Origin of the sequence: Aeromonas sp. 5HA1, assembly GCF_029237245.1 — a bacterium.
Classification (GTDB): domain Bacteria; phylum Pseudomonadota; class Gammaproteobacteria; order Enterobacterales; family Aeromonadaceae; genus Aeromonas; species Aeromonas salmonicida.
This window is the reverse complement of sequence record NZ_JAACFW010000024.1, coordinates 55,496-76,436: the sequence shown is the minus strand read 5'-3', so window position 1 is coordinate 76,436 and position 20,941 is coordinate 55,496. Positions and strand designations below refer to the sequence as shown.

Annotated in this window: 16 protein-coding genes and 1 riboswitch; of the genes, 9 read left to right on the top strand and 7 right to left on the bottom strand. The window is 56.4% G+C overall.

The genetic code is table 11. The features are described from left to right. Window positions 1-166: 166 nt before the first annotated feature. Window positions 167-1,072, bottom strand: coding sequence for a 1,4-dihydroxy-2-naphthoate polyprenyltransferase (locus tag GWQ27_RS18725; RefSeq protein WP_058394859.1), 906 nt, complete (start codon window positions 1,070-1,072; stop codon window positions 167-169). A gap of 208 nt (window positions 1,073-1,280) precedes the next feature. Here GWQ27_RS18725 and GWQ27_RS18720 point away from each other — a divergent pair, with 208 nt between their 5' ends. The 7 genes from GWQ27_RS18720 to GWQ27_RS18690 all read left to right on the top strand — a co-directional run bounded on the left by GWQ27_RS18720 (window position 1,281) and on the right by GWQ27_RS18690 (window position 10,069). Next, complete coding sequence (locus GWQ27_RS18720) at window positions 1,281-2,636, top strand: isochorismate synthase (RefSeq protein ID WP_169047312.1); 1,356 nt, start codon at window positions 1,281-1,283, stop codon at window positions 2,634-2,636. A gap of 36 nt (window positions 2,637-2,672) precedes the next feature. Continuing rightward, window positions 2,673-4,391, top strand: coding sequence for a 2-succinyl-5-enolpyruvyl-6-hydroxy-3-cyclohexene-1-carboxylic-acid synthase (menD, locus tag GWQ27_RS18715; RefSeq protein ID WP_275908022.1), 1,719 nt, complete (start codon window positions 2,673-2,675; stop codon window positions 4,389-4,391). Continuing rightward, window positions 4,381-5,154 carry a 2-succinyl-6-hydroxy-2,4-cyclohexadiene-1-carboxylate synthase gene (menH, locus tag GWQ27_RS18710; protein WP_275908021.1) on the top strand — a complete coding sequence of 258 codons (774 nt, stop codon included), beginning with the start codon at window positions 4,381-4,383 and terminating at the stop codon, window positions 5,152-5,154. Before menD ends, menH begins: the two co-directional genes overlap by 11 nt. A 187-nt stretch (window positions 5,155-5,341) precedes the next feature. Beyond that, entirely contained in the window at window positions 5,342-6,190 is an 849-nt protein-coding gene (menB, locus tag GWQ27_RS18705) for a 1,4-dihydroxy-2-naphthoyl-CoA synthase (protein ID WP_197667351.1), read from the top strand. Then, entirely contained in the window at window positions 6,190-7,119 is a 930-nt protein-coding gene (gene menC, locus GWQ27_RS18700) for an o-succinylbenzoate synthase (protein WP_265433316.1), read from the top strand. Before menB ends, menC begins: the two co-directional genes overlap by 1 nt. Window positions 7,120-7,129: 10 nt before the next feature. Beyond that, on the top strand, window positions 7,130-8,536 hold the full coding sequence (locus GWQ27_RS18695) for an AMP-binding protein (protein WP_275908020.1): 1,407 nt from the start codon (window positions 7,130-7,132) through the stop codon (window positions 8,534-8,536). A 300-nt stretch (window positions 8,537-8,836) separates the two neighbouring features. Next, on the top strand, window positions 8,837-10,069 hold the full coding sequence (locus GWQ27_RS18690; RefSeq protein ID WP_275908019.1) for a winged helix-turn-helix domain-containing protein: 1,233 nt from the start codon (window positions 8,837-8,839) through the stop codon (window positions 10,067-10,069). A 1-nt stretch (window position 10,070) separates the two neighbouring features. Here GWQ27_RS18690 and GWQ27_RS18685 read toward each other — a convergent pair whose 3' ends face one another. The 6 genes from GWQ27_RS18685 to GWQ27_RS18660 form a co-directional block, all read right to left on the bottom strand. Further along, window positions 10,071-10,622 (bottom strand): fimbrial protein, encoded by a 552-nt coding sequence (locus tag GWQ27_RS18685; RefSeq protein ID WP_059169900.1) that lies wholly within the window; start codon window positions 10,620-10,622, stop codon window positions 10,071-10,073. Window positions 10,623-10,633: 11 nt separating this feature from the next. Then, window positions 10,634-11,662, bottom strand: coding sequence for a fimbrial protein (locus GWQ27_RS18680; protein ID WP_059169901.1), 1,029 nt, complete (start codon window positions 11,660-11,662; stop codon window positions 10,634-10,636). Window positions 11,663-11,666: 4 nt separating this feature from the next. Continuing rightward, window positions 11,667-12,398 (bottom strand): molecular chaperone, encoded by a 732-nt coding sequence (locus GWQ27_RS18675; protein ID WP_058394850.1) that lies wholly within the window; start codon window positions 12,396-12,398, stop codon window positions 11,667-11,669. A 10-nt stretch (window positions 12,399-12,408) separates the two neighbouring features. Next, window positions 12,409-14,940, bottom strand: a complete 2,532-nt coding sequence (locus GWQ27_RS18670; protein WP_011899126.1) for a PapC/FimD family outer membrane usher protein — start codon at window positions 14,938-14,940, stop codon at window positions 12,409-12,411. Window positions 14,941-15,007: 67 nt separating this feature from the next. Then, window positions 15,008-15,397 (bottom strand): hypothetical protein, encoded by a 390-nt coding sequence (locus tag GWQ27_RS18665; RefSeq protein WP_113722064.1) that lies wholly within the window; start codon window positions 15,395-15,397, stop codon window positions 15,008-15,010. 98 nt (window positions 15,398-15,495) lie between these two features. Next, window positions 15,496-16,041, bottom strand: coding sequence for a fimbrial protein (locus GWQ27_RS18660; protein ID WP_275908018.1), 546 nt, complete (start codon window positions 16,039-16,041; stop codon window positions 15,496-15,498). A 930-nt stretch (window positions 16,042-16,971) separates the two neighbouring features. After that, window positions 16,972-17,058: riboswitch (cyclic di-GMP riboswitch) on the top strand. Window positions 17,059-17,146: 88 nt separating this feature from the next. Between GWQ27_RS18660 and GWQ27_RS18655 the strand changes: the two genes are divergently transcribed. Continuing rightward, complete coding sequence (locus GWQ27_RS18655) at window positions 17,147-17,479, top strand: hypothetical protein (RefSeq protein WP_005316030.1); 333 nt, start codon at window positions 17,147-17,149, stop codon at window positions 17,477-17,479. Window positions 17,480-17,987: 508 nt separating this feature from the next. Beyond that, window positions 17,988-20,735 carry a collagenase gene (locus tag GWQ27_RS18650; RefSeq protein WP_275908017.1) on the top strand — a complete coding sequence of 916 codons (2,748 nt, stop codon included), beginning with the start codon at window positions 17,988-17,990 and terminating at the stop codon, window positions 20,733-20,735. Window positions 20,736-20,941: the final 206 nt, after the last annotated feature.

Sequence of the window (20,941 nt, the reverse complement as noted above, 5' to 3'; positions counted from 1 at the left end):
AGTTTGTGCTGCCGGCACGAAGGGAACGAAGCTACCCCCGCTGCGTGAAGCCAAGGCCACAGAAATACAGTGTAAAAAAAGCCAATAAAAACAATGCCAGTCAGGCTTAACTGACTGGCATTAGCCCGCCGGGGCCCTTTTCACATAAAAACAAGCAAGCATCCCATCAGGAGAGCGCCAACCCGATGGAGAGCAGCAGGCTGAACAGGAAGGCGCTGATGGCGGTCTTCTTGAGGGCACCGGTCAGCACCTCGCCATCGTAGCTTTCACGCAGGGTGCGCGCAGCATCGGTGAGGGGCTTCATGGCAGGCAGGAAGATCCAGGGCCAGAAACTGGCGGGCTGGGTCAGCAGGAAGGCGATGGTGCTGACCAGCGCCGCCCCCAGCAACAGCCAGTGGTAGGCGATGGCACGGTTGCGACCCAGCCGCACCGCCAGGGTGATCTTGCCGCTGACCGCATCCGTCTCTATATCCCGCACATTGTTGATGTTGAGCACGGCGGTCGCCAGCAGGCCGCAGGCAGTGGCCGGCAGCAGCAGATCCCACGCCAGTGTCTTGGTAAACAGATAGTAGGAGCCGAGTACCCCCAGCAGACCGAAGAAGAGGAACACCGAGATATCCCCGAACCCACGATAGCCGTAAGGGGTCTTGCCCACCGTGTAGGTGATGGCCGCGACTATGGCTGCGCCACCCAGCACCACGAAAGTGAGGATCTGCAGCCACTGATCGCCAAAGGCGCAACCCAGCAGAGAGAGGCCGCTCACCACGGCGGCCAGGGCGGTCAGCCCCATGGCCACGCACATCTGCTTTTGGGTGATGAGACCCGAGACCACGGCGCGCTGGGGGCCGATCCGCTCGCCATTGTCCGCACCGGATACCGCATCCCCATAATCGTTGGCCAGATTGGAGAGGATCTGCAGCAGTATGGCGGTCAGCAGGGAGAGCGCCATTATGGTGCCATCGAAGGCCCCACGACTGGCCGCCAGCCCCGAGCCCAGCAAAATGGAGGAGCACGCGAGCGGCAAGGTTCGCAAACGCGCCGCCAGCAACCAGATAGAGAAGGTATTTGTCATATTGTGATGGCCAAACAATCAGATATTGATCGTGTTAAGGGTTATCGAACTGGATTTCGGTATACTTGGCGCCTCGGGAGGTAAGCTCCCCGGGCGATTTACATGGACGAATGGGCAGATAATATATAGGAATAATCGCTCCTTTGGCATAAACCAACGGCATCCTTCTGCAGGATTGACCGTCACTATCGGCTCATAGACGAAATCCATGTTGGCTCAGACCCATATCAAGCAACAACTGGACGCCCTGCGTCACAGCAACGCCAGCGGCTTCGTCCGGCTGCGCGTGGCGATCGAGGTCGGCTCCTTTCTGGGCTGGCTCGCGGCGCAGACTCTCTATCCCCGCATCTATTGGCATGCCAGAGGGCACGACAAGCCCGAGTATGTGGCACTGGGCTGTATCCGGGAACTGACCCGTCCACAAGACATACAGCGAGTCTGTGAGCACGCCAACCAGCCTCATGATGACAGCCCGCGCTACTACGGTGGACTGGCGTTCGATCCCGCCCAGCCCGGCTGGCAGGGATTCGGCCCCTGCCGTTTCGTGCTGCCCCGCATCGAGCTGGTGCGCCGGGGCGAGTGTGTCAGTCTTTGCCTCAATCTCTGGCTACCGGAGCAGCAAGGGGTGGCCGAGTTCGATGCCGAAATGCTGGCCGCCGAAGCTGCGCTTGATGCCCTGCTGCCGGAAGCGCCGCTTTCCCCCTTGCTGCGGCGCGACTGGCAACGCCAGGATTGCCCTGCCCAGCCGCACTGGCAGCAACTGGTGGAACAGGTCACAGCCCCCGATTTTCAGGCGCACACCCCCAAGGTAGTGCTGTCACGGGAAAGCCGTCTTACCCTGGATGACGCAAGGGCCGATGCCACACATGATGCCAGCAATGCCGTCTCCCCCTGGGCCCTGCTGGCACAGTGGGCACAGCACGCTCAGGACTGCTTCCACTTCGGCTTTCAATTTTCCCCCGAGCAGAGCTTTATCGCCTGCTCCCCCGAGCGGCTCTACCGCCGGGAACAGGATCATCTCTTCACCGAGGCACTTGCAGGCACCATACGCCGCTCCGGCGATGAGGCGACTGATGCAGCCCTGGCCGCGGAGCTGCTGGCCGACAGCAAGAACCGGCTGGAGAACCGGCTGGTGCACGCCGATATCCTCAGCCGACTGGCACCGCTCACCACGGGCGCCAGCCTGACCGAGCCGCGCATTCTGAAACTACGGCTGTTGCAGCACCTCAAGTGCGATATAGAGGCCGAACTCAAGCCTGGTGTGTGTGACTGGCAACTGCTGGACGCCCTGCACCCCACCCCCGCCGTGGGCGGCGCCCCGCGCGAAGCCGCTCTGGCCTTCATCCGCGAGTTCGAGCCCCATGATCGTGGCTGGTATGCCGGTGCCTGCGGCATGTTGAGCCGGGAGACCTCGGAGTTCTCCGTCGCCATCCGCAGCGCCCGCGTCACGGCGCAGACAATCACACTCTATGCCGGGGCTGGCATAGTGGCGGGATCAGAACCCGCCGCCGAGTGGGCCGAACTCGACAACAAGATCGCCAATGTGCTCTCCCTGCTGGGATAGCGTTTTCTCATCGACCCCTCATTCAGCGAGAGCCTCATGTTTGCCAGTCAACATGCCACCTTCAATCACGTCTGGTCTTCCCTCTTGCTGGAAGAACTCTATCGCCTCGGCGTGCGAGACATAGCGCTGGCCTCGGGCTCACGTTCGGCACCGCTCACCATGGCCGCGGCCGCCCATGCCGGCTTTCGCCGCCATCTCCATTTTGACGAGCGGGGATTGGGGTTTCTGGCGCTGGGGCTGGCCAAGGGCAGTGGCCGACCGGTGGCGGTGATCATGACCTCGGGCACGGCGGTCGCCAACCTTTGGCCCGCCATGGCAGAGGCGCAACTCACAGGCGTTCCGCTGATTATCCTCTCGGCCGATCGGCCACCCGAGCTTATCGACAACGGTGCCAACCAGGCGATCGATCAGCAGGGGATCTTCGGTCGCTACCCCGTCTATCAGCAGAACCTGCCGAGCCCCACCCCGACCATACCCGCGGCCTTCGTGCTGAGCTCGGTGGATCAGGCGCTGGCCCAGCAGGCTCTGACTCCCGGACCAGTCCATTTCAACTGCATGTACCCCGAGCCCCTCTATCCCGGCGATGAGTACCTGGATTTTTCCGGCTATCTGGCCCCCCTCGGCGACTGGCTCCATTCAAGCGAGCCCTGGAGCCCCTGGCAGCAGAATGAACAGATCTGTCCCCGCCAGCCCGATTGGGCGGCCTTGCAGGGCAAACGCGGCATCATAGTCGCGGGACGCATTCAGGATCCCGCCCAGGCGCAGGTGGTGGCCGAGCTGGCCGAGCGCCTCGGCTGGCCGCTGCTGGCGGATCTGCAGAGCCAGATCCGCTTCGATGCCCGCAACCTCATCCACATGGATCTCGCCCTGCAAAACAGCTGCTTCGTAGCCGAGCTGGCCCGCGCCGAAGTGTTGCTGCAATTCGGTGCCCGCCTCATCTCCAAGCGGCTCGGCCAGTTCATCAAGCAGCACCCCTGGCAGGATTACTGGCTGGTGGACCCGCAGCCGGCGCGACTCGATCCCGATTACCGGCTGCGCCGCCGTCTGGTGTGCGAGCCCGCCGTCTTCGCCGCGACCCACAAAGTGAGCACTCGCCACCTGCCCTGGCACCGGCTGGCGGAGCGCCAGCAGAGCGCCACCCGCCAGATCCGCAGCGCTTGCGATCGCTTCTCAGAGCTCGGCGTCTGTCATCGGCTGGGCAACCTGATTCAAGGCCAGTTGTTTGTCGGCAACAGCATGCCGGCCCGACTGATGGACATGCTCGGCGAAGCGGGCAAGGGTCCGAGCCGGGTGATGACCAACCGCGGCGCCTCCGGCATCGATGGCCTCATCGCCACCGCCTATGGTTTTGCCCAGTCGAGCGAGCAGCCAACGACCCTGTTGATTGGCGATCTCAGTGCCCTGCACGATCTCAACAGTCTGGCCCTGCTCGGCAAATCGAACCGGCCGCTGGTGGTGATCCTGCTCAACAACGATGGCGGCAGCATCTTTCGCATGTTGCCGGTGCCCACCGGCGATCGGTTGCTGGAGACCTACTACTGCCTGCCCCACGGTCTGCACTTCGAGCATGCCGCAGCCATGTTCGGCCTCCATTATCGGGCGCCAACCACGCTGGCTGAATTCGAGCAGTCCTACACCGCAGCCCTGAAAAAACCGGCGCTGGAAAAGAAAGTAACCCTGATTGAAATCAAGGTACCGAGCAGTGAAGTCGCCGAGGATCTCAAGGCGCTGGGAGCGGCTATTCGTGGCCTCTAACCCGAACAGCCGCGAACTGCCTCTGGTACTGCTGCACGGTCTGCTCGGCGATGGCCGCGACTGGCAGCCAGTGATCGAAGCCTTGCCTGGAATAGCTTGCCACGCGCTGGATCTTCCTGGCCACGGCAGCAATCAAGGGGTGAGAGTGACTGGCTTCGAGCAGGCTCATCAGTGGCTCTGTGATGCGCTAAAGGCACTCGGCATCGAGCAGTACCGACTGGCCGGCTATTCGCTGGGCGGGCGGCTCGCCCTCTATCACGCCAGCCAATCCCCTGCCGGATTGCAGGCCCTGCTGCTGGAAAATTGTCATCCCGGCCTGCCGCTGGCCGAGCGGGCAGCTCGCATCGAACACGATGAGGGCTGGGCCCGGCGCTTCGAGCGCGAACCGCTGACAGAGGTGCTGGCCGACTGGTATCAGCAGGGGGTCTTCGCCGATCTCGATGAGGCGGCTCGTGCCCGCCAGGCAGCTCGTCGCCTTGGCAACCAGGGCTCTGCCATCGCGACCATGCTGCGCGCCACCTCGCTGGGCCAGCAGCCGGATCTCGCTGCCTGGCTAAGAGCAGAACCGCTGGTCGGTACCCGGTTGCCAGTGACCTGGTTCTCCGGCAGCCGGGATCACAAATTCCATCAGCTGGCTTGCCAGTTGGTGAAGCAGGGCTGCAATATCAATCACTTGACCCTGGATGGCGGCCACAATCTGCACGCCAGCCAGCCCGGGACTTTTGCCCAACTCCTGCGGGAGTGGGTTGCGAGTACGCCATAAAACGGCATGACACCCTTTACCCGAGCCGGCGTTGCGGGCTTATTACCAACAAGAAAAAGAGCGTGCACATGATTGACGCAATGACGGAAGCTGGACTGTATACCCTCGTCCAGCATGACGATATTGCTCAACTCTATTGTTCAACTCTGCTCTACCAGATCAGAAGGAAAAAAACATGATTGAGGCAATGACGGAAGCGGAACTGTACGCACCTGTCGAGTGGCGCGATTGCTCCGCCGGTTACGAGGACATCCTCTATCACAAGTCCGGCGATGGCATTGCCAAGATCACCATCAATCGTCCCCAGGTCCGCAACGCCTTCCGTCCCCGCACCGTCAAAGAGATGCTGCAGGCGCTGGCCGATGCCCGTTATGACGATCATATCGGCACCATCATACTCACCGGCTTCGGCGAGAAGGCGTTCTGCGCCGGTGGCGATCAGAAGATCCGTGGCGACTACGGTGGATACCAGGACGACGAAGGCACTCACCACCTCAATGTGCTCGACTTCCAGCGTGACATCCGCACCTGCCCGAAACCCGTGGTCGCCATGGTGGCCGGTTACGCGGTCGGTGGCGGCCACGTGCTGCACATGATGTGCGATCTCACCATTGCCGCCGACAACGCCCAGTTCGGCCAGACAGGTCCGAAAGTCGGCTCCTTCGACGGCGGCTGGGGCGCCTCCTACATGGCCCGCATCGTCGGCCAGAAGAAGGCCCGCGAGATCTGGTTCCTGTGTCGCATGTACGATGCCCAGCAAGCGCTCGACATGGGGCTGGTCAACACAGTCGTGCCTTTGGCCGAGCTGGAGCGCGAAACCGTGCGCTGGTGCCGCGAGATGCTGCAAAACAGCCCTATGGCGCTGCGCTGCCTGAAAGCGGCCCTCAACGCCGACTGCGATGGCCAGGCCGGCTTGCAGGAGCTGGCGGGGAATGCCACCATGCTGTTCTACATGACCGAAGAGGGTCAGGAAGGGCGTAACGCGTTCAACGAGAAACGTCGTCCCGACTTCTCCAAATACAAGCGGAATCCCTGATGAAACTCGCTCTCTATCGCTACCAACTGCCTTTTACCCAGCCCCTGACCTTTCACGGCAAGGTGGAGGTGGCGCGAGAGGGCCTGCTGGTTCGCGTTGACAAGGGCTGGGGGGAGATAGCCCCCCTGCCCGGTTTCTCCAAAGAGACCCTGGCCGAAGCGCAAGCCGAAGCGCTCGCTTGTCTGGAGCAACTGGCTCAGGGACAGCCCATCTCGCCCCTGCTGCCTTCGGTGCAATTTGGGTTCGATTGCGCGCGCCGGATCTGGCCTGAACAGGCCGCCACCCTGCCCGCACCCTATCCCCTTATTCAAGGCTCCCCCCAGGAGCTGCTCAAACACTGGAAGGACTGGCTGCACCAGACCCCCAGCAAGGCCAAGCTGAAAGTGGCCCGTTACCCCATGCGCGACGAGCTGGCGCTGATCCGCCTGCTGTGCGATCGCATCCCCACTCTCAAGCTGGTGCTGGACGCCAACCAGGGCTGGACCCGTGAGGAAGCCTGGGCCTTCTGCGGTCACCTGGATCCGAACCGGATCGAATATCTGGAAGACCCTTGCGCCAACTTTGACGACATCGCCTTCGTGGCGAACCGCACCGGCATGCCGGTGGCCATCGACGAACTGTTGGCACAAGGCAAACCCTGGGAACCCATCCCGCAGCTGAGAGCCCTGGTGCTCAAACCCATGTTGCTCGGCTCTCTGGCCAACAGTGAAGCCTTGGTGGCCCGCGCCCGCGAGCTGCGCCTGAAAGTGATCGTCTCCTCCTGTTTCGAGTCCGGTGTCGGCCTCGGCCAGCTCGCCCGTCTCGCGGGTGAATGGGCGCCGGATCAGGCACCGGGCCTGGACACCAAACGCTGGCTGGCAAGCGACCTGCTGGATACCCAGGGCACCCCTGACCTGAGTCTGCTGGAGCCCCTGTTTCACCGTGACTGAAGGGGCCTGCATGCTGCCGACATCTGACCATCACTCCCATTTAGAACCATGCCCGGTGCGCCACTGGGCACAAGCCGCGCCCCACCGGATCGCCATCCACACAGACAGCCCCCTCAACTATCAGCAGCTGGATGCAAGGCTCAACAGCCTGTGCCTGCAACTGGAAGGGGCTGGCTTGAAAAGCGGCGACCGGCTGGCAGCAGTGGTGCGCGGCGCCCTGCCAGACGTCTTGCTGGCCTGGGCCTGCGTGCGCAGCGGTATCATTTTCTGCCCGCTCAACCCGGCCTTTCCACTGACCAGACAGGCCGCACTGGCACAGCAGCTGGACGTGGCCGCCTTTTGGTCGGCCGACGAAATTCCGGTGGGAAGTTGGTGCCCACTGCGGCTGGACTTCAGCACAGACGTGGCGGCTACCGAGCAGCCCTGGCCACTCGCGCCTGCCCAGTTGAACAACATGATCCTCACCTCCGGCTCCAGCGGTACACCGAAAGCCGTGGTGCATCGTCTCGCCAACCACCTGGCCTCGGCGCGAGGCTCAGCCTCCCTGATCCCGCTGGATGAGGAGTGCGGCTGGCTGCTCTCCCTGCCGCTGTTTCACGTCGGCGGCTACGCCATCCTGTTCCGGGTCTTTCTGACAGGGGCCAGCCTGGTGCTGGACGAGCGCAGCCAGCCCCTCAAGGCGCGCCTCGAATGCCAGCCCATCACTCACCTGTCGCTGGTACCGACCCAGCTCTGGCGGCTGATGGCTGAGGGTTTTGACCCCGCTCGCACCCGCTTGCGCGAGCTGTTGCTCGGCGGCGCCGCCATCCCGCAGCCGCTGGTCGATCGCCTCGCGGCCATGGGCTTCACCCCCAAGTCGAGCTATGGCTTGTCGGAAATGGGAAGCCAGGTCTGTACCGGCCTGCCGACCACTGCGGGCCTGGTCGGCAGGCCGCTGCCAGGGCGGGAAGTCTGCATTCAACAAGGGGAAATTTGCGTACGCGGTGACACCTTGTTTGCCGGTTATTTCAAGGAGGGCGTACTGGAGCGACCGCTCGACGAGGCAGGCTGGTTTCACACCCGCGACAAGGGGCATGTCACCGCCGACGGCGAGTTGGTGGTGGAGGGGCGGATCGACAATCTGTTTATCTCGGGGGGCGAGAATATCCAGCCCGAAACCATAGAGCAGCGGCTGGTGGATCACCCTGCCGTGGCCCAGGCACTGGTGGTGCCCATACCGAGTGATGAGTGGGGGCAAAGACCCGCCGCCTTCATCGACTGGCATGGCGAACCTGTGCCCTATCCGGAGCTGGCCGCCTGGCTCAGGCAGACATTACCCGGCTTTATGGTGCCGGACCTCTGGCAACCCTGGCCGGACATGGGCGGGGCTCTCAAACCACAGCGAAAGCTGTATCAGCAGTCAATCTTCAAGCAATAAACCGCCATGCGACAAGATCTGGCACAACAGATCCATCCGATCCGCACCGTATTCAACAAAACTCGCGAACGAGGCCAAAAACATACCCAGACTGCAAGCTAAGTGAGAACGATTACATAAACGGCCATCTTTTTGAGTGTTTTTTGAACCAAATTAATAACCTGTAGTACCATACCCGCTGCCAGGCACCTCAATGGAAACCTAAATAATTGATAATTAAAGATATTGTGGTTTTTTCATTATTTGAACAACTGCCACATGATGGTAAAATGCACTCCTTGGCGGTAAGACGAGTCACACATGAGTAACAAAAATTATAAAATTGCAGAGGATATTATTTTCTCCGCTGCAATATTCAAGCTCTCAAAGGGAGAAAGAGACATCAAGCTCAGCAACAAGGAAGCAGAGCTACTCGAAATGCTGTGTGATGAGGCAGGCAGTGTCATTGCCAGAGGCAAACTGCAGGAGACCTTGTGGCCAAATCAGGACAATACCGATACCAACCTTAACCGTCAGATCCTCTCTCTGCGCAGAAAACTGGAATCCATTGGTTTACTGGATGCAATCGATACTATACCGAGAGTCGGTTATATCTTCTGTGCACCGGTTGAGATCAGCGGAGAAGAAGAGGAAACGGTAGCTACTGATAACATAATGCCAACACCTGCAAGCATGCCACAACCAAGACGACAATATAGCCGTAGACGATATGACCGCTATTTCAGTCCAAAACGCATCATGCTGTTTGCATTGATCATGGTATCTATTACCTCATTGGTGATATTCATTTACCATTATGCCAATGCCAATACCCTGAGAACGATCAATCTCAGCCATGTTTCTCTCTATATGACCAGTGAGACAGAGCATGCGTTGAAATTGAACATTGCGACTCTGACTCCGCTTGCTCAGCGCATCCCTCATTATGAAGATGAACATGTTTCCATTCTCATCGGAAAGGAAGCTATCAGCTACTTTTCCATTGACAATAAAAACAGACTTCTGTCAGAAAATATTTTTCTGTTGAGAGCGGGCCACCCTGTCATGGAGGAGTTGCAATGTGTCGTGGCAACGATGGCGTTGCAGGGAGAGAATGTTTCTCACAATTATTATAACAATCCGCATACCGTTGTCAGATACCATAGCAGCTGCCTGGCACCAGAGAACTGGGTAGAAATAACCAGAAAAAGCAAGATGATTGTCACCATGAACAGAGAGATTGTGGTAGCGACCGTGATTGCAACCGATCATAAGGGACAGACACTGTTCAACCTGGATTCCGTCGGGGATGTAGAGCGTGATGATGATGATATTGCGGTCGAAATAAAGAATACCATTGTCAACTTCATTGACCAGAAAGCACTCATCAATAATAGTATGGTCGCCACTCTGGTCGCAGCCTTGACACCACCGAAACAGAAGGCGCTGTTTATCCAACTGCCGGGTGGAATATATTTATCCAGCTATATGGGGGGCGTTCTCTCCTGGCCCAGCAGAGAAAACTTGAAGGTCATCCAGCGCAATGACCCTTGAGTTATTCATAGGCGACAATGAAATTGGCCACAGCGGTATAATCGCCAGGTTTGATATTCCTTGCGGCGATGGCATCCGGGTGGCCTTCAACCCGAGCGAAAAAATTCAGCTCATTCTCTGTTGAATTGCCCAGCACATAGCCACGGGAAGGGGTACCCAAATCCAGCGGGGATTGAGTGGCGTCATACAACCGGATACCCGCCCCCTTGGCAGAACCTGCGGAAAAAGCCAGAGCACCGCTCATCTGCTGATCTGCCGAACCGCTGAAGGTCACCTTGGCCATGCGGAAAATACCTGGCTTGCAGTTGGTCAGGCGGATAACAAAAGGCACCTGGGCCCCGGCACCGGCTGAATAGAGTTCCCTGACGTCAACCACCCCCATATCGACCGACTGATCGGCTGACTCCGGTGATACCAAGCATGGCTGGTCAATAATCCGGCCATGAAGATGAAGTGTATTACCCAATAACTCCAAGTCTTCACCCGCTCGTGGTGCAGCCATCACTGCCAGTGATGGGCAAAGCAACAACCCTATCCAGAATTTCCTGAACATGTGACTTTCCCTCACTGGAATTCGGCAACGATAGTTGCTGTGGCGTAAAAATCACCCGCGGCTATATCTGCACCAACTGGTGATATAGGGGCAGCAATGAATCCCCAATCGCCAATATTACCTTGCATGGTGACGGGGTAAAATTCATTAAGCCTTAATGCGGAGCCATCCAGTTGCTTGAACTTGATCCCCAAGTCATTAATGACCTGCCCACCTTGATAGCCATCCTTGGTGGTCCGTAAATAATCCTGACTAAAAGATGTTGGCTTTCCAGAAATACCAAGATTTATCTTCAAAGCATTACCTTCGAAGGCCCCCCCTTTACATTGAAAAGTCAAAGGCATAACTTTCTCAAAGTTATTTCCATCCAGCCCACTACCTGGCAAGTCGCCAAATTCAACTTCGATTGTTTGGCCACCATTAATCACACACTCTTCTGGTACATACAAAATAGCTGAGGTAATAGTAATTCTGGACATTGGCATGCCGTTAAAATCGCTTGTAGTGGAACCCAACCTGCCAAACATTTCTACTACTTGCCTATCTGAAATTTGAACACCATTGATAATTTGCTTTCTGACACGAAACGTAACGCGTCCCTGTCCCCCACTTCCAAAGTTATTTATTCGAGTCTCTTTTCCTTTGGTACAGGAATGTTGGTAATTATTATTACTTTCATTTGGGAATGGTGCTGTTATAAATTTATTCTTCTCACCAGCAATCCAAATTTCAACTTTCATATCAAGGAATTCATTAAGTTTCACATAGCCACCACCAGCTGGTGGTAAACCACCAGTCATGGTTGCCTTGTAAAAAACTGGTGATTTAGGAATGCTCTGATCAGGACACGTGACAATACCAGAATATAATGAACCTAAATTCCACTCAAACGCCTTCGTTTCAAAGTTTGGCCTATTTTCAATATCCGTCTTATCAAGTGGAATATTGTAGTCGTGGGTCGGACTGGGTATCACATAACCATTTGCCAGCGCTGTGCCAGCAAACAGCAAAAAACCGGAGCAAAAAACGGAACGTAACATAACCTTACTCGCTCTTCATGGCTTTACAGGCATTGCCGACACACTGGTATTTGATATCCATATATCCGCCGTAATCGTTTACATAGCTGATTATGAATTCACTGCCCAACGTCTCGGGGATCTTGGCATCCAGCTCGGATTTGGGGGCCACCATAAAGGCAGAGAAGCCTTTAATGGATGTTTTCTCTTTGCCCTTGGGATGAGCCAGACCGACATAGGTGACGTAGTAAGGGGTCGGGTTATTGACCTTCAGGGTTGTGCCCTGTTTGGTGATCGTCACTTGATCCTGCCAGACGGCACCACGCTCCGGGAGGATGGCCTCGGGGCGGTAGAAGAGCTTTATCTTGGATTGCACGGCAATCTGCATGACGTTGCTCTTCTCGCTCTTGGGCGGGATCTCGCGCAGGTTGAAGTAGTAGATAGATTCGCGATCTTTTGGCAACGTCTCGATCGCAGGCACGGAGGCGATCCTGACAATCGACTTCTGATTGGCATCCACCCGCTGCACTGGCGGCAGCACCACGAAAGGCGAAGCGATCTTCTGCCCCTGGGCATCTTCAATCCAGGCCTGCGCCAGATAAGGCAGCTTCTGATTTTCGTTTTTGATGTTGAGACTGATGGATTTGGCGCCACCAGGATAAACGGCGCGAGTACGATCCAGCACAATCGCGGCACTGACGTTTAGTGACGTCATACCCAGTACGGCCAGACAGGTAAAAGAGAGCAGCTTTTTCATCGGGTTCCCATTACTTACAAGTGAGCGTCTTCATCGACAGATCGGTTACTTCGTGCGGTGCCGCTATCTTGCACTGACGGGCACCACCCCAGGAAAGTTCAAACGATTCATCCGGTTTTACTCCCGCCAGATAGACAAGGCCATCCTCATCCACGACGGAGAGTACCCGTCCGGCGTCATTGACGACGGTCGCACCGAAGGGCGGATAGGAACCATTGGGCAGCCTGACGCTGGCCAGCAACTTGAAGCCTTGGGCAATTTCAAAGGCATTATACCCAATCGCACCTTCCGTCAGGGTTCCCTGCTTGATGGCATTCATGGCATCTATGTCATCGCTCAGCTGGTCCACGTCGATACGGGTATCGCTCTTGCGATAATCGGTCATATCGCTGATCACGGCCACTCCAAACCGGTTCGTCACCGCACGTCCATTATTGAAAGAGACATCGGCGACCTTGCCGGTATCTACCATCATGCGGGTTCCTCCACGTCGGGTCGCCTGATGCAAGGCGGCGCCATGTTCGGTCGCCGTCAAACCGCCCCGCATGCTGGCACCGACCGAGGTGTATTCGCTCTGTACGCTGTAGGCATTGAGGCTGACGGCGCCGATGTCACTGTTGTGGTTGTAATAACCTCGCGCGACCGCATGACCATTGCTCTGCACCCCGGCTCCCAGCTGATAGGTATCATCCGGCCGGCTGTAATCCTGATAGGTTGCCAGGTGGGTGACCTTGCCGTTGGAAGACTGCACGCTGTATCCCGCACTCTTCCTGTCCCCGATCGGCATGCTGACCGTCAGCATGACACTCTTGTCATCCTCATAATTCTCTGTCTTGGTCTTGTAAGCAGACAAATAGAGAGAGACATCCTTGAAACTGCCAATATTCACATTCTTGTTGATGGACAGGCCGTAACGGTCTTCCGCATCGTGATTCCAATAGGTTCTATGGGTGTAATCCATATACATGGTCAATGCCTTGGCGGCATCATCAGCCCAGAATGTCTTGTTGGCAGTAATGGTATATAGCTCTTTATCACCCCAGGTATTGTAATCATCACTCGATGCAACGTTATTATTTTCCAGTCGATCCTTGTTACTCAGGAACTGCGACATTGTCATGAAGTTATGTTGCGAGAAACGATAACCCGCAAAGGTGATGGCGCTGTTGTATTCATCGAACTGCTTGGCATAGTTCAACCGAAATGACTGGCCAATCTTGGTAGATAAACCCGGTAATTTCGCAATGGATTGGGTCAAGTCAGCAGAAATAGCACCGAATGCATACAGGTCGCGACCAATCCCCAGGCCCATGGAGTTATATTCGCCAGCAACCAGACTACCACCATAAAGAGACCAGGAGTTCGCCACCCCCCATGAGAAGTCCCCCGTCACAAAACCAGGACCATGGATATCGTGAGCAGAGTCACCCAGTTCTGATGGGGCGCCGACCGAGATGTTGTAGCGAACATACCCTGGCCGGGTCAAATAAGGCACGGTTGCCGTATCCACCTGAAAAGAGCTGACGCTGCCATCCTGCTCTTCCACCCGCACATCGAGGCGACCACGCACAGAACTGTCCAATCCCTGAATACGAAATGGGCCGGCAGGCACGTTGGTCTCATAAATGATGCGGCCAGACTGGGAGATGGTGACTTTGGCGTTGGTCTTGGCGATGCCGCTCACCTCGGGGGCATAGCCTTGCAAGCTGGGCGGCAACATGCGCTCATCATTGGCCAGATTGACACCTGTATAACGAAAACCATCGATCAATTGGGAGTTGAGCTGTTGTTCGCCCACGGTCAGCTTGGCGGCCATGGTCGACAGAGGCCGGTATGCGTAGAGACGGTTAAGCTCGGCTGACGACCGCTCGTCATCCCCCCAATAAGCGCTGGCCTGGTAATCGCCACGCAGGCGCCAGGGACCGTAGTTCGCCCCCAGGGTACCGTAACTGCTGAGGTTGCTGTTGGAGTAGTCGCGCCCTTCATTGACCTGGGCATTGAGGTTGTAATCCAGCATCAGACCAGTGACGCCGACGTCCCACTGCTCGGGCGGAATCCAGTTGGGGTCACTGTATTTCAGCCAGGCCTGGGGGACGGCAATCCTCAGCAAGCCGTTACCAATATCATTGGAGATGATGACCCCATCCAGCGCCAGGAGGTTGGCACACTGACCCTGATGCCAGCTGTCAATCTTGGCGATGGCTTCATCCGTCAGCGCCATCCTGGGGACAAGATCCTGAGGCAAGCAGGCAACGCCGCCCTTTCCCTTGCCGTCTTCCACTTCATAAAAAGGGATTTTCTGGAGTGGCAGCTTGTTCTTGTTGACCTCAATCTCAAGATAGTAATCACCCGGCAGGATATAACCTTCATCTGCAAACTGGGAAAGGTCTATCTTGGTTCGCTCGTCCAGATCAAGCGCATCAATATTAAACTCCGTTTCTGCCAACGCGTTATCTGCCACAGCCAACAGGCAAGGCACGCATAGCATAAAAGCCATTTTTAGATAATGTGTTCTAACAGAGTTTGATGTTGAAACGCTCATATATTCACTCTAGGGGTAACATAACGGTCTCACATAATGAGGTATCTACACTAAGCAATCGGGTTGCTTACATATAATTGAGTTCAAATAGGGCTGTATTGCTCGGATAGAACAACACTCCATTATTCACCCTCAAATCAAGTTCCATATCACGATTGACAATATCGGAGACAATAAAATATTCCCCAGATACCTTGTGATATTTCCCATCACTGACAATACCCAGTTCATCATTCACGACTCCATGAACAGACATGGATATAAAAGGCAGTGAGGTATCCACTCGCCCTTCTATCTGACAACCACTGACTTTCAGTACTCTGTGGTTGGCTTGTTGCTGGGGAGTTTTTCTTTGTTCATCCAAAGTGCAGCCTGACTCGGCCAACCCATCCGTTACTTCATTTGCATACACAGGCATTGCCATCATCACAACCTGCAATACGACTGGCACAATCATTGGAGTTTTCATGGTCAAGGCACGATGTGGGGGAAACCATGTGTGAAGTTGTGGTGGTTTGCACCACCACAACCCGTATCACACGTTAAGGCAGACTATTACTCGTAGGAGAGAGTAAAGTTGGTCACTGCAGTGAAGGCACCGGCAGTCAGCGGGTTGGCAGTCTGGTCGGCATAGCCTTTCAGCACGGCGCTGAAGGGCAGCTCGTTATCACCGTTCACCAAACCGAAAGCGGCGGTAGGTTCACCCAGAACGATAGCCGCGCCAGTACCCGGTGCAGTCATCTTGATACCAGCACCAGCTGCCTGGCCGCCACCGATCACCAGCAGGCTGGAATCGACAGGATCTTTGGCGCCGCTGAAGGTCACTTTAACAGCATCTTCATCAGAGGTGATTTCACAGTTCAGCAGCTTGATGCTGAACGGACGTGAGTTGGACTCGCCACCTTTGACCAGCTCTTTGGTGCTGATCTGGCCCATTTCAACAACCTGGTCAACAGACTCAGGAGCAACAGAGCAAGGGGCATTGATAATTTCACCGTTAAAGGTGACTTTACCTGAACCAGCACCGCCGGCAGCAACAGCAGAGCCGCACAGCAGCATGGAACCAACACCCATAGCAACCAAAATTTTATTAGCGTTCATTCTTTATACCTACATTAACGTGTGTTTTATCTCATCACCTAAACCATGCTGGAGTCACAGTGTTAAATAATGAGGCGATATGCCACACAGCTACTCTTGCATGACTTTTACTTCATTAAGCCGATGAAGATATGAGCCAGACAATCAGTTGCTCTGTGTATGTCCAATTTAATCAAGCCAAGGTAGAAGACCGTATCAAAGGCAGTTCCCGCTACCTTTTATATCTGCACGAATACATATCCATGTAAGCCGTGTAGAAATACTGCTTTCAACCTTTGCTTGGGAAACAAATTAACGACGTATTTGATGCACATCAAATACATTTTGATTTTTATAAATCTTTTTTTAAATACTTTAAAATCATGCACTTACAGCCAGCCTGTAACACATTAAAATAACAAAAGACCATTGTCAGCACTGTATTGAACATTGGTGATATTAAATTAACCAATAACCTAATCACACCACAAACCAAATTAACAAAAAACCAACATTGAGCACGGTAAATATACTCTCCTGGCCATGTTTCTGATCACGTTCAGGCAATCAGGCAATCAGGCAATCAGGCAATCAGGCAATCAGGCAATCAGGCAATCAGGCAATCAGGCAATCAGGCAATCAGGCAATCAGGCAATCAGGATTATCTGAAGCTGCCTGTGATGCACAAGAGGTCACACCTTGCTCTCACGGCAGGGATAACATTCAACGTTTCCATGTCAAATAACATTGGCTTTAAAACATCCGCAGTTGTTGGCTCACTCTTTACAGGAATTCATAACTATTAATTTAATTGGAAGGAAATAAAAAATCATCAATATGGAACAGGCATATTTTCCCACCAATACTAATCGGCACTTGTGAGGTGTGACTTATATCCCATCTTTTTTTATAGCGATTGATTTCTCAAAGTGGGGTGTTATCATCCGGACATAGAGTAAAGGGCAAACCGATCGAAAGGTCGGGACGCAAAGCCACCGGTCTAAGGGTGTAGATACCTAAGACAGCGGAGCTGCCAACTGAGAAGAGTGATGTCATGATCTGAATGCCATTCTCTTTGATTGCGTTGCCCTTTTCGTACAACGACATGTGACGAAAAGGACATAAAATGAACACTTGCATCCCCTCCACCGGTTCTGTCCGCAAAAGCATTATCCGTTGCGCTTCCTCAGCCGCCACCGCCTTGCTGCTTGGTGCTGCACTGTTGCCCGCTACCGCGTCGGCTTACGATGGCACAGTGACCCTGACTGGCACCATTTATGAATCACCCTGTGACTTTTCTGACAACAGCGTGACCTGCTATTCCGGCGCACAGCGCCAAACCCTGGATTTGGCCAGCCTGAGACAAACTGGCAGCCTCAACGCCATCAATGGCACCCTGAATTACAAGCTGTCAGAAGGCAGCAATAGCATGGCCATAGTGACCGTCAGTTACCTCTAGTTTCCTCCTGAGCCTGGCTCAGGATTACTTGAGGATCAGGGCCGGCATACCGATTGGTTTGTCGGCAGCCTGCCTTGGCCACTGGCAAAGCAACCTCTGTTGCCTTTGTGTCGCGTCCCTCTTGTCAGTCTCGGTTGCCCCTCTGCTCCGAATCCTCTCGATCTGTTTCCACTCCCTTTCACCCTTTCTTGGGTCACAGCGTCATGGCCACATAAACGCCTGGCGACCGCCAGTACAGAGCCTCCATACCATTCGGACATGAGGCCCACCTGCCCACGGCACAGCAAACCTCAAACGAGAGCTGGATCACATTCACAGCGTGGAGGCTTAGATCCCCCCCAGATGGCAGATGAGTCCTTGCTATCACTGCAGCCCCCAATGAGACTCAATGTGTTTTGGTAGATGCTAAATAAATGATTTATATGGCCTGATTGGTGAGTTGATACCCTTTTGGAACTGAGTACATTGCCCGCGATAACCACGCAGACTCTCATCCAAAGGGATAAAAATGAACAATCTGGGTACAAGGTTGCTGCTTCTGGCAGCACCGGGCCTGCTCGCCACCTCGGCGCTGGCCAATTACTCCCCCACCGACTGGCAAGCATACCGGCTGAACGGTGAATCGAGCCGCCAGCTGAGCGATCGCGTCACCGAAGTCACCTACGAGCTCAGCGCCCGCAATGACGATGCCCCCTATCAGCAACTGCGCGTCTATCGCCGCTTCGACTGGAACGATAGCGACCTCAGTGCTCTGGCGGAGCAAGTCTGCGGCGAGCCGCAGCTCAGGATTGAGCAGGGCTGGCAGATCCGTTACCTCAGCTGCGAGCAGGTGGTGCCGGCAGGCAAAGCCATCCCGGCCAGCAGCTATGACTATGGTTACGGCCTGGAGCAGGGCCGCTGGGAGCCATTGACCGGCACCCCGACCGCACCGCGCCAGGATCGTATGCCGCTGGCCGAGCGCATCATACTGGGTCACAGCGAGCAGGAGCTGGATCGTTGCGAGCTCAACGCCCAGGGCCGCTGCGCCGAGCAGGTTTGGCAATATCAGCCGCAAAACTGGCAGCAACTCAGCGTGCTGGAAGAGACCCCCAACGAGCGGGATGGCCGCCTCGAGCAGATCTTCTTCCGCCTGCAACCCGTGCCAGGCAGTCAGGCCGCCAGCCAGGTGAGCGAGATCCACGTATGGCGCAAGTACAGCTGGCAGCTGGACGAAACCAGGGCCCAGCAGGAGTGCGATGAACCCCAGACCCGCCAGGAAGGGGACAAGACCATCAGCTATCGGGTTTGCCGCCAGACCCTGCCCGCCGGCAGCGAGGTGCAGGTAGTACTGAAAGACACCGGCTATCAATACCCGGTCGGTGGCAGCGAATGGCAGACACTGCCGGAAACCGACGAGTGGCAAGAGAGCCGGGTGCTCAATCGCCCCATAGTGCTGGCCAGCAAGGAGGAGCAGCTCGACTGCCGTCGCGCCGATGGCCGCGCCTGCTCCGAGCCGGAGCAACCGGGCACGGATCTGCTGGATGCCGATGCCGCCAGGATAGTGCAGGACGCCAGCGGCCAGCCCGCTCCCGTCTGGCAGGAAAACTATGGCCACGATGACACCAAGCTGCTGGCCGTGTCACGGGGCATGCAGAGTCTGCTGGCGGCCAATCAGCCCGCCCATCCGGCCATGAAGCTGCTGCTCGAATATGTGCGCGCCCACAACTATCACAACTACGGCAAGCACAAGGAAGATGGCCCGGCCGCCGCCGAGGCGCTGGCTGAAGCCCTGACTGCGCTCGGTGCCCATCCGCTGCTCTATTCGGAGCAGGCCAGCGATGAGGTGGGAGCCGTCATGGGTGCCTGGAGTATCGCCCTGCATGGCCAGTTCAAGAGCCCGGCGGTGCAGAGCCGGTTCGGTACCCTGCTCGGCCAGTTCAACCAGATGCTGGCTTACAGCACCCGCCACGCCAGCGAGATCAATGGTCAGCATGCCTGGGCAACGGGTCTGTTCGATCTGCTCAACTTCCTCGACTTCGCCAGTGACTACAGCGATGCCTTCGCCGCCGATTTCCGCCAGCAGGATGGTGAGCTGCGCAAACAGCTGCACGCCCTCGGCATGAGCGAGCTGTCGCTGTGGCAAGGACGGGATGGCAAGGATCTGTTCCTGCTCAACAATGTGTTGGATGCCTATACCCGCCTCTACCGGGTCACCCGTTATACCCGTCCCGACGAGAGCGAAAACTATCGCAAGCTGCTGGATGGTTCAGTCATCGACCTCATCCGTCATCACAGCCTGATCCCGGGTGGCCAGCAGAGCCAGGATCTGCTGGAAGACATGTCACTGACCCTCTCCACCTACTATCTGACCTACACGGACCGCACCAGCGAAGCCTGCATCAGCGGCGAGTTTGCCGGTCTCTGCACCCCGATACGGCTGGAGGATGTGCTGCCGTTCGAGCACACCTGCTCGCCGACCCTGCGCCTGCGGGCCCAGGAACTGAGCCAGGATCAGGCCGACGGCATCTGCCGCGAGCTGGGCGCCGAGGAGCAGCAGTTCCATCAGCAGATGGAAACAGGCTGGCAGCCGGTGGCGGATGACAACAACGAGGCACTGGAGCTGGTGATCTTCAACTCCTCCGCCGACTGGAAACGCTACGGCGGCGCCCTGTTTGGCGGTGTCTCTACCGACAACGGCGGCATCTACATCGAAGGAGATCCGGCTCGCCCCGGCAACCAGGCCCGCTTCTTCGCCTATGAGGCTGAGTGGAAGCGCCCCGCCTTCCAGGTGTGGAACCTGCGCCACGAGTATGTGCACTATCTGGATGGCCGCTTCAACCAGTACGGCAGCTTCGGTCACTACCCGCTCAATCGCACCACCTGGTGGTCGGAAGGGCTGGCGGAGTTCATCGCCCACGGTCAGTGCTTCGCCCGTGGCATGGATAATGTGGCTGGTCGCCCGGCGGCCGAACGACCGAGCCTGGCCGACATACTGCACCTGGATTACGACAAGGGGGGCGAGATGGTCTACTCCTGGTCCTATACGGTGCATCGCTTCCTGAACGAGACCGGCCGCGGTGCCAGCTGGCTTGCCATGGCCCAGGCCCTGCGCAACCCGGATCAGCAGCAGGCGATGAGCGCCTTCGAAGCCGAGCTGGATCAGTTGATCGCGAGCGACAGCGAGGCCTACCAGAGTTGGCTGAGCCGCGATCTGCTGCCCTGGTGGGAGGCCAACAAGGAGTCTGACGAGTGCAAGGCCAACGACTCCTCCCACTGAGGGTGAGGCGTTAGCGACAGAGGGCAGCCACGGCTGCCCTCTGTTTTTATATGAGTACTTTATATGGGTGAGGGATCAAGCGGTTAGAAGACAGCCAGATGCGACAGCCTCTGCCCGAGTGACACCATAGGCAGTTATCAAGCCTGACGCGCAGCGGCAACTTGTAATAGAATGACCCTCTGTCTCCTCCTACTTCAGACCCGAAC

Excerpts from the sequence above, each read along its gene's own strand:
- GWQ27_RS18725 (WP_058394859.1), bottom strand. The coding sequence starts at position 1,072 with ATGACAAATACCTTCTCTATCTGGTTGCTGGCGGCGCGTTTGCGAACC.
- GWQ27_RS18720 (WP_169047312.1), top strand. The coding sequence starts at position 1,281 with ATGTTGGCTCAGACCCATATCAAGCAACAACTGGACGCCCTGCGTCAC.
- menD (WP_275908022.1), top strand. The coding sequence starts at position 2,673 with ATGTTTGCCAGTCAACATGCCACCTTCAATCACGTCTGGTCTTCCCTC.
- menB (WP_197667351.1), top strand. The coding sequence starts at position 5,342 with ATGACGGAAGCGGAACTGTACGCACCTGTCGAGTGGCGCGATTGCTCC.
- menC (WP_265433316.1), top strand. The coding sequence starts at position 6,190 with ATGAAACTCGCTCTCTATCGCTACCAACTGCCTTTTACCCAGCCCCTG.
- GWQ27_RS18695 (WP_275908020.1), top strand. The coding sequence starts at position 7,130 with ATGCTGCCGACATCTGACCATCACTCCCATTTAGAACCATGCCCGGTG.
- GWQ27_RS18690 (WP_275908019.1), top strand. The coding sequence starts at position 8,837 with ATGAGTAACAAAAATTATAAAATTGCAGAGGATATTATTTTCTCCGCT.
- GWQ27_RS18685 (WP_059169900.1), bottom strand. The coding sequence starts at position 10,622 with ATGTTCAGGAAATTCTGGATAGGGTTGTTGCTTTGCCCATCACTGGCA.
- GWQ27_RS18680 (WP_059169901.1), bottom strand. The coding sequence starts at position 11,662 with ATGTTACGTTCCGTTTTTTGCTCCGGTTTTTTGCTGTTTGCTGGCACA.
- GWQ27_RS18675 (WP_058394850.1), bottom strand. The coding sequence starts at position 12,398 with ATGAAAAAGCTGCTCTCTTTTACCTGTCTGGCCGTACTGGGTATGACG.
- GWQ27_RS18670 (WP_011899126.1), bottom strand. The coding sequence starts at position 14,940 with ATGAGCGTTTCAACATCAAACTCTGTTAGAACACATTATCTAAAAATG.
- GWQ27_RS18665 (WP_113722064.1), bottom strand. The coding sequence starts at position 15,397 with ATGATTGTGCCAGTCGTATTGCAGGTTGTGATGATGGCAATGCCTGTG.
- GWQ27_RS18660 (WP_275908018.1), bottom strand. The coding sequence starts at position 16,041 with ATGAACGCTAATAAAATTTTGGTTGCTATGGGTGTTGGTTCCATGCTG.
- GWQ27_RS18655 (WP_005316030.1), top strand. The coding sequence starts at position 17,147 with ATGAACACTTGCATCCCCTCCACCGGTTCTGTCCGCAAAAGCATTATC.
- GWQ27_RS18650 (WP_275908017.1), top strand. The coding sequence starts at position 17,988 with ATGAACAATCTGGGTACAAGGTTGCTGCTTCTGGCAGCACCGGGCCTG.